Origin of the sequence: Zunongwangia pacifica (genome assembly GCF_023499215.1) — a bacterium.
GTDB lineage: Bacteria > Bacteroidota > Bacteroidia > Flavobacteriales > Flavobacteriaceae > Zunongwangia > Zunongwangia pacifica.
This window is the reverse complement of the sequence record NZ_JAKHSK010000012.1, coordinates 1-15977: the sequence shown is the minus strand read 5'-3', so window position 1 is coordinate 15977 and position 15977 is coordinate 1. Positions and strand designations below refer to the sequence as shown.

Here is a 15977-nt window from a genome sequence, read left to right as displayed (position 1 = left end):
TCACATTAATATTTAACTCTTAATACTTAATACTATGCAGTTAAGACAATCCGAAAGAAAACAAGCCAAAATTAAAATGGCTTTGCAAGGTTCATCAGGAGCAGGAAAGACTTTAAGCTCTCTTTTGCTTGCTAAGGGACTCACTAAAGAGCAACTCTCCAAAGTTGCTGTTATCGACACTGAAAATGGTTCAGCAGACCTTTATGCTCATTTGGGTAACTATAATGTTTTACCATTGCAACCACCTTATACACCAGAGAAGTTTATACAAGCAATAGAAGTTTGTGAAAATGCTGAGATGGATGTAATCATACTAGATTCAATTTCTCACGTATGGGATGAGCTTTTAGATTTTCATTCGAAATTACCTGGAAACTCATTTAGTAATTGGAATAAGGTAACTCCAAGACAAAAGGCATTTATTGATAAAATACTTCAATGTAATACTCACGTTATAGCAACAATGAGGACTAAGCAAGATTACGTTCTACAACAAAAAGATGGTAAATATATACCAGAAAAGGTTGGATTGAAGGCTATACAGAGAAACGATGTTTCTTATGAATTTACCATTGTCTTTGATATTGACACCAAGCATTTTGCCAGAGCAAGCAAAGACAGAACTAATCTATTTTCGGGTAAACCTGAATTTATGATTAACTCAGCTACAGGAAAACGTATCCTTGAATGGTGTGTATCTCCAATTAAGGAAGAAGAGGTAAAACAACAAATTGAAGAATGCTTATCGGTTAGTCAATTAATGGAACTCTACAGAAAGCATCCAAGTTTTCAGATGCCACTCCAAGCTTTATATCAAGCAAAAAAAGTCCAATTAGAAAAATTAGTTAACCCACAAAACTTTTCACATAATGGAAACAATGTCAACAACAGAGCTTAGTAAGCCACATCACGGAATAGTTAATTCCATTCCAGGTAATGTCGAATTTATTTCAAATCTTAAAGTACCTGGAGAGCATAAAATATATGAGAGCAATCCATTTATAGAGGCTAACACGAAAGAGGTTAGCCTTTCTTGTTTACAAAATGATTGTATCATTCCCGTGTTTTCAAAAGACAACGAGAAGACTTTAGCACATCAAGAATTTATTGAGGTTGCTCAGGACTGTATAGCACAAACATTCTCTAATCATACTATCCAAACTCCTGAAATAAGAGTATCTCACCAAATTAAAGGTAGAACTGCCGATGCTATTTACAAGCCGGTAAAAGAGCTCCTAGAACATGAAAAGACTCAGTATTTTGAAAGAATGGCATTTATTGTACGTGTCCCTTCTATTACGGAAACTATTAACGGTAATGAGGTTGCTCTTACCATTGGTGGCGTAAGAGCTTATAACCAAGAAAACTTGTACAATAGAAAGAGCTATGAAAAATTTAAGTTCTTCGTCGGTTTTCAAAATATGGTGTGCTGTAATTTATGCATCTCTACAGATGGATTTCAAGATGAAATAAGAGCAGGAAGTAAAACAGAGCTGCAATCTAAAATTTTGAATCTTTTGGAAAACTACAATGCAAAGGAGCATTTGAAAGATATGAGAAAACTATCTCAGCAAAGCATTACCGAAAACCAATTTGCTCAACTCATAGGTAGAGCCAGATTATACAATTATCTACCCAAACAAGAGAAATCTCAAGTCCCTGAATTACTACTCAATGACGGACAAATTTCTACAGTGGCAAAAGACTTTTATTTAGATAACAGCTTTTGTAAAGATGAGTATGGAAACATCAATCTATGGAAAGTATACAACTTGTTTACAGGAGCTAATAAGAGCTCTTATATCGACTCTTTTCTTGCAAGAAATGTGAATGCCTTTGAATTTTCTAAAGGCTTAGGAAAAGCTATCAGTGGTGATACTAACCGCCATTGGTTTTTGAGTTGAAAAATTAGGGCTGACTTATAAGTCGGCCCTAATAATTATATCTTTTTCACACCTTAAATTGAAATTATCAATACTATGTTCATAATCCAAACCACTAGAAATTATTTTCTTAGTAATTTCATCTATTATAAAAGACTTAAAATCAACCTCATTAAGATAAAAATCTTTACTCAAAATATTAATATTTAAGGTTGTTTTTTCTATAGTGTAATTGGCTAAATCTTGAAATGTTTCAGTTGAGACAATGCTACTCTTATCTGTTATAATTAATGAAGATATCCACATTAGCTTGAGCTCTTCTATTTGCATGTTTAAATTAAATTTTATGTATGATTAATCGGAGTTGTATATTAGTTCATTTTAATACTTCTAATTAAAGTCAAAGAATATATCTAATAGGATTAGCCGCTCCTTTTTTCTTAGTATGTGCAATTGATTTATTAATATAAAGGCTTCTTACATCATCTTCAGCCACCTTACCATGAAACCCCCATCTAATATTAGCATTAGTAATGGGCACAGGATACCATTCCATAATTTCAAAGACTTCAATTATAATACCTGAATATTCGGATAAAGCATATTTTACAGTATTTCGCTTATGTTGTCCTACCACCCAAGCTTCTTTTGTGGCAGCGTAAATAGTATCAGTCTTAATACCTCTGTTATATTTTTTATTAATATTTATTATAATTACTGGGTGTAATAATTCAAGTAGAGGAGGTGAATTATGCAACCTTATAATTTCATTGGTGGTCATTAATCCTTTAAAATTAACATGATGGCCATCCACCAAATTACTTAGGTTTAACCCTAAAAAATTTCCAAAATCTATTAATGACGCTTCAATTTCAAATGCCTCAGCCTCACTTAATCCATGCCGAATAATTACATGGTTAACTTCCAACCCTTTTGAAATTAAACCTCTAATTAAATCAAGTTTAAGGCTATCTTCCTTTGTAGAAATTGCCAGTGTCTTATGCTCAAACACTCTATTCCCAAGCCCTTTACCTATGTAAAAAGGAACATTAGTTTGCGGATGAACCAAAGCATAAACATAATAACCTAATTTTTCAATTGTTTTAGTATCAAACACTTTATTAAAGCTTTATTTTTTACTTTTTTAAATAAATAATTTCCTCTTCATTTCTACTTTTAAAATATGCTAAAGCGTCTGACTTATCAATTTCCATTTCATGAATGGTCATCTCTTCATCATAAATCATTGAATTTCTTTCTAAAAAATTTTCAGCAATTTCTTCATCTAAAGTCCAACTAAATCTAAATTTACCACTTTCACTTTCTTTTAAAGTCATTGCTCTATAAACTTTTATTTTTTGGGGTAGACTTTTAAAAAAGCTACTTTCTTCCTCATTCATTAAACACTCCTTTTTATTCCTGTTAGCACAAAAAAGGCTTCTTATAATTTCGTAAGAGATACTTTCATAATCTTGAGTTATGTACGCATCTGCAAGACCTCTCCAGTATTCTTCATCATCTAATTCCGTACAATATTTTGAAAATCTTAGTAAAACCTCTGAAGAATTAGCAAAAGTTAAGATATGTTTTACACTTAGTTTTCCTGTAAAATGAATTTTTCTTATTTCTTTCATTAAAGACCATGCTTTGTTGATTCGAACAGGTTCTTCAAAATCAGAATTATTTATCAAATTATTTATCTCTGCGAATCTGTCATTAGTGTAGTCAGGATATTTAAACACTCCTTCTTTACTTTTGATTTTTTCAAACTCTTCATTCAACAATGAAAAATCAGCTTTTACTTCTTCTAAACTACTATACATTTCTGTTACATCCATAATTATTAAATGTCTTTAAACTCGTCAAAAACCACTTCTTTAATGCTTCTATAATTTAGATTATTTAACTTCAATCTGCCATAATCAGAAACAAATGGTAATTCTTTATTTATAATTTCTTGTTTAATATCTTCATAGGAAGCTCCTTGTTCCCATAGCCGTAACTCTAAATAGTCACTAAGTTTATTGCAACTATTGTCTGCCAGATAGATAATTTCAGTACCTCCAAAAATTGAAATTATATCATAGATATTTTTTCGGAATTGATTAAAATTATCAATCTTTTCATCTTCATATAAAAATCGATACTTATAAATAGTAATTAATTCAATACAATTTTCATAAACTCTTATGTTGAATACAAAAGGACTATTAAAAGAAATTAGCTCCTGTGCGTTTTCATCTGGCTCAAATAAATCTAACTCTGCATTGTAATATTCAGGAAACTCATAACTCCAATCTCCTTCTAATTTACCTACACCAATAACCACAATAGGTTCAAGATTTAAAGACTTTAGTTTCTCTAAAATTTCATCTTTAAGTTGCTCAATTTGTACTTTAGAGAAAGACCTAGAATTACTTACAATATGCAAATCGGTAGCCATTATTCTATACTATTAACTATCTATTTCTTAATTTAATAATCTTACTTTCTGAGTCATACATATAATCAACTACACTGCCATTTAAAATTAGTTGAATGGCTTCTTCAATTACTTCGAAGGGTACTACAAACCATTCTCTAGGATTAAGTCTCTGTCCTTTGCTATTGGTGAACTCAACATCTAAACAAACCGATGCAAAGAACCTATGGAGTAAAGCCTCTAGCTTGTCTGCATTTCTATTATAAACCTTATAGGTTGCCACTTTTTTCACATCGGAATAGAGATAGGTAGCTTCCCTTTTAGCATTTTTTATTCTATCATCTACACTTGTACTAGAAAATCCTATTTTATGTAAATCTTCTATACCTGATATTCTAGGGTCTGTTGACCTGGATTTCAATACATAAATCCACCCAGTCTGTATATCCTCTTCTTGTACTAAACCTGAGTTAACAAAAAGCTGATTCTCTGTATATTCATTAGAGTTGGTAATAAGTTTTCCATTCTTCTGAATTTGTTTTCCTAAAGACCTATACAACATATTACTAAAAGTTCCATTCTCAAAAATGGTTCTTGTCCTACCTTCAATCCTAACCCTGTTACCGGACTTTTGCTCCCACTCTGTTTTTTCTAGGTCAGCAGACTCCAAATAGAGTAGAATTCCATCCATAACATAAAAATTTCCGACATGAAGATTCTTCTCTATGTTACGGAACTCCTTAATTTCTCGCTTTCCTTCCTTAATTTCCTGATGAACCTTATGAAACATTTTTTCATATAATTCAAATTCATTTTCAGACAAAGGTTGTCTTTGAGCAACAAAGTCAGTTTCAGCTCTGTCTTCTTGTTTAGGTGTATGCTTAAATTGAAAAATAGATAAATCTTTATCTGTTTCTAATAATCCTAAGTCATCATCATTCAATATATCATCTAAACTAGGGTTATCAATCTCAACATAACCTAATAAATTATGCCTATCAAAAGGTTTCAACAACTTCTTCTTTTCTTCGTCTTGTCTAAAATTTTTAAGCTTAGCCTGTAGTCCATATTCAGACATACTACCCCTGCCTGGCTCTCTATTATTTTTATCTATAAATACATTAACTTCTTCAAATGAATCTATTAGCCTATCTTCCTCTGATTTTATGGTAGAAACTTTCGGTTTAGATTCTAACAACCCAAACTCATCATCATTAAAAATATCATCTAATGTCGTTTTCTTCTTATCCATTTAAATCTCTCTGACGTTTTAATTCTCTCAAAAATATAATTGCCTCCGCCATTCTCTTTTCTTTATGGTCAAAAGCCTGTAAACTTGGTTGTTCCCCTGTCTTTGTCACCCACTCCTTAATCTTTGGCCATAACAAAATAGCCTCATCCTCTGTCATTGCAATCTTTGTAGATTGAATATGTTCATCTATTAATTTAAGCGTTTGTGCTGTTACAGCCTTTGACAATATTTCAAATGCCTTTTGAAATGGGTTTACTTGGTCAATTAAATCTATATGAATATCGTCAATATTCACAAAACTATTAGCCATTCTAATAAATTTTTTGTCTCCTTGCTCTTCTATAGTAGCATTTTTTATAACAGAATCTACAACAACATGTTGCCTAACAGCTTCAACATCTTCATCATCTAAATCAGGATATACTTCACGTATTATTTTGGGTATTAACACTGTATTTATAGTTTCTGCATCTAAATTACCCGGCATAGCTTTAAGCATTTGGTCATCTTGCAGAATTCGTGCTTTAAGGTCATTTAAATCTGTTTCTATAATATCCTTTGCTCTTTGAGAAGTAGGAAGTTTAAACTCCCTAATTCTTATTGTATCGTCATCATCTTCACTTTCATCCTCATCATCTCTTTTAAGCTTAAACTTAAAATTAGGAGCAAGTACTTGTTCCATTAATAAAGATGCCGTTATAGCTTTGAGCATATTATTTACAGCAACTTTTACATCATCATTTTCTGCATCTGGTTCTGCTACCAAGTTGGTGAACTGTGCATGAGTTTTATTAGAACTATCTCTAGTGGCTCTACCTATAATCTGTATAATTTCAGTAAGTGAACCTCTGTAACCTATTGTTAAAGCATGTTGACAGTAAGGCCAATCAAAACCTTCTTTGGCCATACCTAGAGCTATAATAATATCAATATCATCAGGAGATTTAACCCCTCTTAAATAATTTGCAATTTTGTCTCTAGATTTTGGGTCATCATTTACTAAGTCTGCTACTTTTAATGTTCGTCCTGCTTTTTTACTTTTAACATAAATTACTCCGGTATGTTCATCCTGATAGTCAATTTCTCCTAAAACATCTATTACATGGCCTACTTCTTCAAATTTTTCTCTAGAAGATTCCGCAGAGTTTACACTTGGTATATGAATTATTGTTTTCTTGTTAACATCTAAAACCTCTTCCAATGCAGACATATTTTTGTCTGGTTGCTTTTTAAAATATCTCCCTGTATAGAAATGGTAGCCTATACCTAAAGATTTTAAAAACTCATAACCATTTAATTGCTGGTAATAGTTATAAGTAACCTTAGTAAATTTAGCCTCATCTTCCGGCATAAGAACCGGTATATTATCGCCTCTAAAATAAGAGCCTGTCATTGCTATAATATGAGCATTAGACTTAGCCATAACGCTTTTTAAAACTTCACCCAACCTATTATCTCCCTCAGCAGATACATGGTGAAACTCATCTATGGCTACCAATGTGTTGTCTAATTTTTTTTCGTCTAACCCTTGAAAAGCAAAACGTAATGTAGCATGCGTGCAAATAAGAATTTGCTCATTATTGTCTAGAAACTCTAAAAATGCTGATACTTTACTTTTTTCGGGTCCAGGTGTACAAAGATTATATCTCGGGTTTGGTTCCCAATCCGTAAAAAAACCAAACTTTTTCAATTCTGTAGTGCCAAAAGAGGCTCCAATAGACTTTTCTGGCACTGCAACAATAACCTTTTTAATTCCTTGTTTATATAACTTCTCTAAAGCTATAAACATTAAAGCCCTAGACTTACCTGAAGCTGGTGGTGCTTTAATTAGTAAATACTGAGCTGAATTTGCTTTAAATGCTTCTGCCTGCATTTCACGCATACCTAACTCATTTGTTTTTTTACTCTTCCCCGTTTGTTTATATGTAACTTCTATAAGATTAGGCATAACTTATTTTTTACTCTTAGTTGTTTTCCTTTTTTTCTCTTTTGCAAATAAGGTATCTTTTTTCACCATCTCCTCATACAATTTAAAAAGATACTCTAAACGCTCTGTGTCGTTTTTAAATTCTTGGAGTCTGTAGCATTTTTCCACAGCTTCATCCAGGTTTTTGTGAGCTTGTTTTAAGCCTTTAGGCATGGTGTCTGGGTTGTATAACCAAGCCATTGTTTTCTCAGGAAAGTTGGCTCGTTCATCAAGTACATCAAACACATATTGGTTCAAAGTTTCTTTTTGTTTTTCAGAAATTTCTGGAAATGGGAATGTATTATAGCAAAGTTTAGCAGAATATCTGTACCTTGTTTCTAGCTTACCGCCAACAGCATCAACCCATACCATATGTATTCTACTCGTAATTACAGCAAAAAGCCAAGGCTCTTCAGTAGCTATTATTAAATTTGAATCACCAGCTTTATATGATGAATCAAAAAAACCAATAGGAATGTAATCTCTATTTTCTGAAGAGTGTCTTGGTATTAAAATAAAGCTTTTATTTCGAGGTTGTGTTATTTGAGCAAATAAATGAGGCACTTCAGCAAGCTGTGGTCTAGAAGATTTTATTCTTACATTATAATTATTATCAACTCTTTCTTTTACCAAAGGCAGTTTTGAGTATTCATCTTCCTTTATGTCTTCTAACCATAAACAATACCTATTGTTTCCATTCAAAAATTCATGAGCAGAAATTATTGGTTTTATCCATTTTTCAGCATTAGGCTCTTTATTTAAAAACTCATTCTTTTCTTCTTGAGTAAATAATAGATTTCCTCCATCAGCAGGCATATTTCCAAAATTCATTTCTGGAAACTTAGACAGAGTTTTTTCTCTTTTGGTAACAACTATATTTGAAGCTTCAACTAGATAAGGGTTAATGTTTTTAACTTCCTTTTTTAAGTTACCTGTAAACAAATGTTTTGGTTTACTAGAGCTATTTCTCAAGCCAACAATAATTACGGTTACTCCTGCATTACCTTTAGCATTATTAGTCCATTTAAAAGATTGATGAGCGAAGTCTATTTCTATTTTTTCTGTGAGAATTCTATTCCAAGTTATAGAAACTAATAATCCTTGGCAGATTGAATTAGTCGACACAAAAGCACATTTAGCGTTAAAACCATTAATGTAGTTGGCTCCCTTATAAAACCATGCAGAGATATAGTCTAAACTTTTATAGTTAGTTTTAAAAATAAGCTTTAAGTCATCTTTTTGTTCCTCATTTTGTTTTCTGCTACCATAATAAGGAGGGTTTCCAACAATATATATTTCATCATTACTTCTGGATGGACAAACTTCTTTCCAATCTACTCTGGTAGCATTCCCTTGTTGAATTTGCCCTGCTTGTTTTAAAGGTAGGATTGGTTCAGATTTACCATAATCAAATAATTGCTCTTCGAATATTCTATTCATTTGGTGCTCCGCTAACCACAAGGCAAGTATTGCCATTTCATGTGCAAAGTCATCTATTTCTATACCATAAAACTGTGATAAACGAATCTGAGTAAACTCCAATTGTGGGTTTGGAGTTAAATCAATTATTTGTTTTAAAATTTTAATTTCTAAAACTCTTATTTCCTTATAGGTAATAATTAAGAAATTACCACTACCACAGGCAGGGTCAAAAAATTTAATTTTAGAAATTCTATTTATTAGTTTTCTTAACTGAGAAACATTGTTTTCATACTTTTCAAACTCTTCATACAACTCATCTAAGAACAACGGTTTAATAAGCTTTAATATATTTGGCACCGAAGTATAGTGCATTCCTAAGTCACTACGGTACTCATCTATTACCACTGCCTGAATCATAGACCCGAAAATATCCGGGTTAATATCTTTCCATTGAAGCTCACCTAACTCAATTAAAATTTTTCTAGCCTTTGCAGAAAAATGAGGAGAGCTTATGGTATCATTAAACAACCCCCCATTTACATAAGGGAACTTTTGCAAATAAGCAGGAAAACCATCAGCTTTTTTAGTATTAAGCCTTTTAAATAAGTCATTTAAAAAATCATGAGTATCACTACCATTTCCATTGGTGTGTTGCGCTAAAGTATCTGTAAAAATACTCTCCTCCTCAAAAATCTCTGTATCTTCTGCAAAAAAGCAAAACAACAACCTTGAGAGGAAGATATTTAAGTTATGAATACTTTCCTTTGACTTATAAATATCAGGGTTTTCTTCTCGAAGATAATCATATAATAAAGCCATCTTGTAAGCTGCATCTCTATCAGCCTGATTATCATTACTAGAATTATAAACTTCGCTACCAGCTAGAGGTAAAAAGAAATCGAAATGATTAACTAACTCTTTAAGTTTAATATCTCTAGTAGTTCCTAATCTCAGGTCTTTAGCTACAAGCTGGTCATAATCTGTTAAAATAGCAAAACGTGGTTTATGCTTTAAAATCCTTTCATCCTTAGAAATAGTATCTATTGAACTTAAAAGTTTACTAGTTTCTTCTACTTTAAAAAATATCTTCTTTTTATATAATACTTCTCCATCAACTTTTGAAAGATTAAAATCTCCCTTTTTAAGTCTTGTAGTAACTGATTTTGAGGTGCCATAAGCAATCAAAAAATCATAGATAAACTCTTCTTCGGTAAAGTTGTCTAGCAATACCTGTACATTCTGTTGAATCTCTTTGCTATTCATAGGTTATTCTCCTTGTTCTTTTAATCTTTTAAGCGCTAATTCTACAGCATCCACAGCAACATCTTCTCCTTTAACACCTTCATATACTTTTTCACTCAACCACAACTTTAAAAGATGAACATGCTCTATCTCTAAAGCTATGGCCAACTTTTTTAATTGCTCTCTTGTAGGTTTCCTATCTCCCTTTTCAAGTTTACTAATCAAAGCCGTGTCTACAGTTACTATAGATGCTACTTCACGTAAAAGTAAACCTTTGGTCTCCCTTTTGTGTTTTAATAATTGTGATAGGGTCATGAGTGGGGTATCTTCTAGTTTGTCAAAACTTGTCTAAAAGTACAGTTAATTTCAACAAGCTAAAAAAATTTTCCGAAATTTTTTGGAGCTAGCCTAAAGTGAGCGCTTGACCTACCTATCTCGGAGACCCCCACCCATTTCTGGGAAGAGAAACTCCCCCACCACAATATATAGCGTGAAAATTTTGTTGGCAGGAATATTAAATTCAAGGTGATAGTTGATATTTATTTTTCTCCAGGTCTTTTTAAACTGCTACGTGGTGTACTTCAACTCAAAAATTTAAAGAAATGGTTAGAATCATTAACTACAAAGAAAGACAGAAAGAGGATGGAACATCATTCTTTGTTCTGGAACTGCAAGGAGGCATAGAAATGGTAATGAGCAAAGTTACCGGGAAGTTCTACGCTACTGCAAAAAGGGCATTTATCCCCTCTACATTTGACGAACAGACTTGTTCTGCCCTAGTGGGAACAGAAATGTCTGGAAGCATCATTAAAGAAGAGTGTGAGCCTTTTGACTACGTTATCAAGGAGACTGGTGAAGAAATTACACTGTATCACACTTGGGTATATGTTACAGATGAAGTTGTTCAGCAAAAACAAAAACCTAGAGAGGAGAATAATGTAAAAGCTAAAGCTGAAGTATTCTCTAACAATGGTGTTTTAGAACACTCTATTTAGATAAAAAAGCCTAATCTATAATAATATGGATTAGGCTTCTTTTTATCCAGGTCTTTTAAAATTAGTATTGTACCTGGATAGGTAATAATATAATCTAAATAAGGGTTTTTGAATTTTGCTAAAGAAAGAAAAAGTACCAAAAAGAAAGAAACTTTAGACTATTCCCTTCTCCTATATCATATAAAATTTGATGAAAGAATTTCTCCGAAGTGTTTCGAAAGAAACTTTCTTTGAGCAAAGTTATATAAATTTTTTGACATAATCAATAGAAAAAATCGTATTAAAATGGAAATTTCTGAAATAAACGTTTCGTACTCAAATAATAACAATAGTTGCTTAAAAATAAAAAGTAGTAGACATTCTTATGAGATTCTAAGAGCTTGTTGGAATGATGGAACTATTGAGCTACAGGAAGAATTTAAAATTCTTATGCTGAACAGAGGTAGTCAAGTTTTAGGCATCTATCCCCTATCAAAAGGTGGTGTATCTGGAACATTGGTAGATGCTAAATTAGTTTTTAGTGTAGCTCTCAAATGTAATGCTTCTGCCATAATTTTAGCTCACAATCATCCTAGTGGAAATTTAAAGTCAAGCGAAGCAGATAGAACCTTAACACGAAGATTAAAAAGTGCTGCTGATTTTTTAGATATTAAACTACTTGACCACATCATACTCAGTAAAGACAATTATCTAAGCTTTGCAGATGAAGGGATGCTATAGAAAAATCCTATTTTTTCTTTTTAACTATATAGTAGAATGGAAAAAGTAGGACTTTTTATTCTTAACTCGTTTACATACGAATGTGAATGCCCTGTTTTTTGAAGTTTTTATAAAAGAATGAAAAAGTACAGATTAGTATTAATAGCTAAATTTTTATTTAGTATCTTCCATACTTACAATATCACAAAGACTTACCCCCAGATTATCGGCAATAATTTTAAGAGTATACAAAGTAGGATTTGTACCTCCAGCTTCTAAGCGACTAAAGTTAGATTTTTCTATATTACACTTAGCAGCAAGGTCTTGTTGAGTTATCTTTTTTGATTCTCTCAACATCTTAATTCGCTTACCAATTGCTAACTGTAGTTGCTCTTTATTGCTCATTTAAATAACTAATTGAATAGTTATCAAAAATGATAATTAAACAACCTGAACTGGTTATCATATATGATAAAATAAGTATGTTTGTTAAAGTAAATCAAGATTAAACACCATTACTATGAAACACTATTACGCTCTATTCTTGTTGTCTTTCATAATCTTTGGAATTCATAACTCAATTTCATCAAGGATTAAAGAAGGAACAATAACGGCTGACTATAATACATTTTTAAGCTTGCTTTTAAGAACGACTCCTTTTATAGGTTACATCTTATTAGCTATCAATCTCTTTCTTAAAACATATTGGATTTATGCAATCATTTCATTTTTAATTGGACTTATATTAGTTCCTTCTATTGTCATAAAATTACTTTCACTTCTATTACCTAATAAAGTATTAAAGCATTTAGTTAATCCCTATCCAAAAACAATTATCTCCTACGTGTTATTATCAATATTGATGATAGCAATATTAATCTTTGAACTATTTCAATTATAAAAATCATTAAATGAGAATCATCATTCTAATCTTATTACCAATGCTATTATTAGCATGGATAAATATTCTATATCTTATTTTCAACAGGAAGAAAAAAGCTAATCAAAACCTTATTTAAAGTGAAATTTATTGATTTAGTCAACGAGCTAAAATCATTATCAGTAAACGGATTCTACACTAGAGGAAAAATAGATTGGTGGTTACTTAAAGAAGAAAGAAGGTATCACGCCTGCATGAAAACTCTCAATATTCTGGAATCAGAATTTCCCAAGGATATTTTAAAAGAAGACAGAACATTCAAAAAAAACTATGAATTTATCAAACTTTATGAAAAGCTAGATGAAGTTTCAGACTATTTAAGAGAGCAAGGTAACACTCACAAATTAGTGAATCTTGATAAGGTTTTTAGTGCCATAAAATATTAAACATGGAATTAACAGGAAAGATAAAAGTCTTAAACCAAACACAGATTATAGGTAATAATGGTTTTCAAAAAAGAGAAGTAGTTATTGCAACAGAAGAACAATATTCCCAAAAAATACTTGTGGAATTTATAAAAGACCAATGTGATATGCTAGATGCTTACGCAGTTGGCCAATTAGTTAAAATTGACATCAACTTAAAAGGAAGAGAATGGATAAATCCAGAAGGAGTTCCTAAGTATTTCAATTCCATTCAAGGTTGGAGAATTCAATCCTTAGACAGCCCAAAAGCTGCGAAAGAAACCACAGTAGAACACCAAGGTCTCAGCTTTATTGAAATTCCAGGTGATGACGATTTGCCTTTCTAAGAACATACATAGTAAACCAATAAAATTTATATCATGAAGAAAAACTTTTTAGCATTAATAGCGTTTTTGTCAATAGTAGCTTGTTCAAGTGATGATGATAGCGTTCTAAGTGAAATACAATCTCAATTAATAGGAAAATGGTATTTTGAAAATCCTAGTACTAATCCAGAGCATAATAATTCTTTCACATTCACATCTAATGGTACAGTAACCTATACAAATTGGAATCCAAATTCTGAATCTTATATTAGTGAGGATGGCTCATACAGTTTTGATGGAGATATTATGACAATGACCTTTCCAGAAGGTGTTACTCTAACTTTTATCCAAAAAGTTGTATTTATTTCTGAAAACATAGTGGAATTCCAAGAAACAGACATTTCGGGGTCAACAGCTTATGTAGGAGACTATTTTAGAGAAGGAGAAGTGAACGAAAGCAATAATGATGAATTAACAATCATAATAGACACAGGAAACGTAATGAATTCCAGTTGGGGTTCTTCTTGCTATGGATTATCATCTAGCACAGAAAATATCAACACAAAACTTACATTTTCATCAGATGGAGAAATAGTTAATGACTTTAATTACTCTATGCCTCCAGGTTATCAAATAGATGAAGAACAAACTGTTTCAGGAGATTTAGTATCAGTAAAACTAGAGTTAACAGATTTCGACCCTCAAATTTTAAATAAAGATATAGATATCTATGACATCAATGTTTCTATTGAGAATGAACAGGGAGAAGTAATTCTAAATGAAGGATTAGGAGAATTGTATTATTGTACTGATTCCAGATACGAAGTTACTTTTACCTATAATGTTAATGACAATACTTTTTCAATAGATGAACAGACATATTCTTTTTAAAATAGAATGCATGAATCACTATTTAAAGAGTTAAGGTTTCAAATTGGAGAACAATATGAACTCAATGAGTTTAATTTACAATCCATAGGTTCAACTTTTGAAAATGGGTTAGAATATGAGAATTACGAATACATAAAAAATGATTTTGTAGCTCTATTCGGAATTCCGCTTTCAAAAAATGTTGTTCTCCAATATAACGGTGAAATTCTTATGAGAGTCATCTTTGAATTTGAACTCTGTCATTACACACAAATAAATTCAATCCTAGGGAATATCTCCAATCATTTAATCATTCTCCAGGTACTTATTAAAAACAACAGAAGTTGTCAATTGATAGTCGAAAATAAGTCCGAGGCGTACTAATCGGCATACATATATTGCTCACCTCCGTAATCCCCTGAAAATCATAACCCGAAGGTCACTGGTTCGAGTCCAGTTCCCGCTACTAGTAACGACAAGGCTTCACAGAAATGTGAAGCCTTTTTTAATTTATTTTGTCCCATCCTAAAAGTTTATGTGCTTTATTTCAATTTAAGCATTATCAAAGCAATTCAATTTCCTTTTTTATGTTATGTATAGCTTGTATTTCAAACTTCTCGTAAAAAAAATCCGTCTTAAATATTCTAACCATTGTTCTTCATTGTCAGATTTTATTGAATTGTAAATGATGTTGTGGTAATAAAGAGTAAACAGAATGGTTCCCCAGTTTTGTATTTCTCCTTTTACATCAGTCAATTGAGAAAGTAAATTATCAAGGTGGTGTGAGGGGTGTACTCCGTCATTCGATGGCGGAGCCATCCACTCGATCGTGCTTAGTTATTTTTTGTTATAGTAACTCCATTTCTATCAATGATAATATTTATGCCTGTTAATATAAATAATGATATTAGAATGAATGCTATTCCAACCCATAGAGCAGCTTGTCGGTTAGAATTTGTATATGCAATTGATTCTTTAAGGTTTAGTAAAACTTTTTCATCAGATTGTAAATAAAATACTTGAATTATGTCATCCAATTTTTTTTTATCTTTTAAAACTTTAATCGTTATTTGATTACTTCTTGAAATTTAGTTTGATAAATTCTCATAGTTTTCAATAAAATTAAGTTTCGTACCACTAATTTCGTAAGTTTTATCATAATCGTTTTTAAACGTCAACTCAAATTAGGTTTAATTACTAATTTACTAGTTTTTATTATTCCACTTATTTCTGTGAAATCTTTTTCTTTATAATTCTGGGTAAAATATGTTTTAAGAGCAAAATATGCTATAATAAATCCAATTATTGAAAATGGTTTGAAGTTTTTTATGCCTTTTAACGTATGTCCAATTATCATTAATTTCTATTTTTTGTACAATTAAGCACAACGATAGCTATAAAAATAGTGTTTTTTTAGAATATTATTTTTATAGCCTGTTGAACTAAACCTAAAGGTAGCTTCAAGAGATCGTTAAATCACTATTCACTACCTTTAAGTATTGTGTAATTAATTCATTGAAAGTTATGAAAAAAAAGTAGTACCCTCATAGAGAGGG

Annotated in this window: 16 protein-coding genes; 7 read left to right on the top strand and 9 right to left on the bottom strand. The window is 31.4% G+C overall.

Features of this window, described 5'->3' with window-relative positions; all coding sequences use genetic code 11:
• The first annotated feature begins 34 nt into the window (after positions 1-34).
• Together L1967_RS09835 and L1967_RS09830 are read left to right on the top strand one after the other, a co-directional pair.
• A complete protein-coding gene (locus tag L1967_RS09835; protein WP_249601491.1) occupies positions 35-898 on the top strand; it encodes an AAA family ATPase in 864 nt (287 codons plus the stop codon).
• A complete protein-coding gene (locus L1967_RS09830; protein WP_249601490.1) occupies positions 870-1904 on the top strand; it encodes a DUF3871 family protein in 1035 nt (344 codons plus the stop codon). Before L1967_RS09835 ends, L1967_RS09830 begins: the two co-directional genes overlap by 29 nt.
• A 15-nt stretch (positions 1905-1919) precedes the next feature.
• Here the strand turns inward: L1967_RS09830 and L1967_RS09825 are convergent, their stop codons facing one another.
• From L1967_RS09825 to L1967_RS09790, 8 genes are all read right to left on the bottom strand, one after another.
• On the bottom strand, positions 1920-2213 hold the full coding sequence (locus tag L1967_RS09825) for a hypothetical protein (RefSeq protein ID WP_249601489.1): 294 nt from the start codon (positions 2211-2213) through the stop codon (positions 1920-1922).
• Positions 2214-2283: 70 nt separating this feature from the next.
• Entirely contained in the window at positions 2284-3000 is a 717-nt protein-coding gene (locus L1967_RS09820) for an LEM-3-like GIY-YIG domain-containing protein (protein ID WP_249601488.1), read from the bottom strand.
• Positions 3001-3019: 19 nt separating this feature from the next.
• Positions 3020-3721: a hypothetical protein gene (locus L1967_RS09815; protein WP_249601487.1), complete on the bottom strand. Its 702-nt coding sequence runs from the start codon at positions 3719-3721 to the stop codon at positions 3020-3022.
• Between the two features lie 5 nt (positions 3722-3726).
• Positions 3727-4326: a hypothetical protein gene (locus L1967_RS09810; RefSeq protein WP_249601486.1), complete on the bottom strand. Its 600-nt coding sequence runs from the start codon at positions 4324-4326 to the stop codon at positions 3727-3729.
• A 16-nt stretch (positions 4327-4342) separates the two neighbouring features.
• Positions 4343-5557 carry a GIY-YIG nuclease family protein gene (locus L1967_RS09805; RefSeq protein ID WP_249601485.1) on the bottom strand — a complete coding sequence of 405 codons (1215 nt, stop codon included), beginning with the start codon at positions 5555-5557 and terminating at the stop codon, positions 4343-4345.
• Positions 5550-7505 (bottom strand): DEAD/DEAH box helicase, encoded by a 1956-nt coding sequence (locus L1967_RS09800; protein WP_249601484.1) that lies wholly within the window; start codon positions 7503-7505, stop codon positions 5550-5552. Before L1967_RS09800 ends, L1967_RS09805 begins: the two co-directional genes overlap by 8 nt.
• 3 nt (positions 7506-7508) lie before the next feature.
• A complete protein-coding gene (locus L1967_RS09795) occupies positions 7509-10208 on the bottom strand; it encodes a class I SAM-dependent DNA methyltransferase (protein WP_249601483.1) in 2700 nt (899 codons plus the stop codon).
• 3 nt (positions 10209-10211) lie between these two features.
• Complete coding sequence (locus L1967_RS09790; protein WP_249601482.1) at positions 10212-10502, bottom strand: helix-turn-helix domain-containing protein; 291 nt, start codon at positions 10500-10502, stop codon at positions 10212-10214.
• A gap of 287 nt (positions 10503-10789) precedes the next feature.
• Here L1967_RS09790 and L1967_RS09785 point away from each other — a divergent pair, with 287 nt between their 5' ends.
• Together L1967_RS09785 and L1967_RS09780 are read left to right on the top strand one after the other, a co-directional pair.
• Entirely contained in the window at positions 10790-11182 is a 393-nt protein-coding gene (locus L1967_RS09785; protein ID WP_249601481.1) for a hypothetical protein, read from the top strand.
• A 285-nt stretch (positions 11183-11467) separates the two neighbouring features.
• Positions 11468-11902 (top strand): JAB domain-containing protein, encoded by a 435-nt coding sequence (locus tag L1967_RS09780; protein WP_249601480.1) that lies wholly within the window; start codon positions 11468-11470, stop codon positions 11900-11902.
• Positions 11903-12055: 153 nt separating this feature from the next.
• Here L1967_RS09780 and L1967_RS09775 read toward each other — a convergent pair whose 3' ends face one another.
• Positions 12056-12286: a helix-turn-helix domain-containing protein gene (locus L1967_RS09775; RefSeq protein WP_249601479.1), complete on the bottom strand. Its 231-nt coding sequence runs from the start codon at positions 12284-12286 to the stop codon at positions 12056-12058.
• A gap of 615 nt (positions 12287-12901) precedes the next feature.
• Between L1967_RS09775 and L1967_RS09770 the strand changes: the two genes are divergently transcribed.
• From L1967_RS09770 to L1967_RS09760, 3 genes are read left to right on the top strand one after another with little or no spacing between them, the layout of a single operon-like run.
• Positions 12902-13207, top strand: a complete 306-nt coding sequence (locus L1967_RS09770; protein WP_249601478.1) for a hypothetical protein — start codon at positions 12902-12904, stop codon at positions 13205-13207.
• 2 nt (positions 13208-13209) lie between these two features.
• Positions 13210-13572: a DUF3127 domain-containing protein gene (locus L1967_RS09765; protein ID WP_249601477.1), complete on the top strand. Its 363-nt coding sequence runs from the start codon at positions 13210-13212 to the stop codon at positions 13570-13572.
• Between the two features lie 33 nt (positions 13573-13605).
• Positions 13606-14442: a hypothetical protein gene (locus L1967_RS09760; RefSeq protein WP_249601476.1), complete on the top strand. Its 837-nt coding sequence runs from the start codon at positions 13606-13608 to the stop codon at positions 14440-14442.
• Positions 14443-15977 lie beyond the last annotated feature (1535 nt).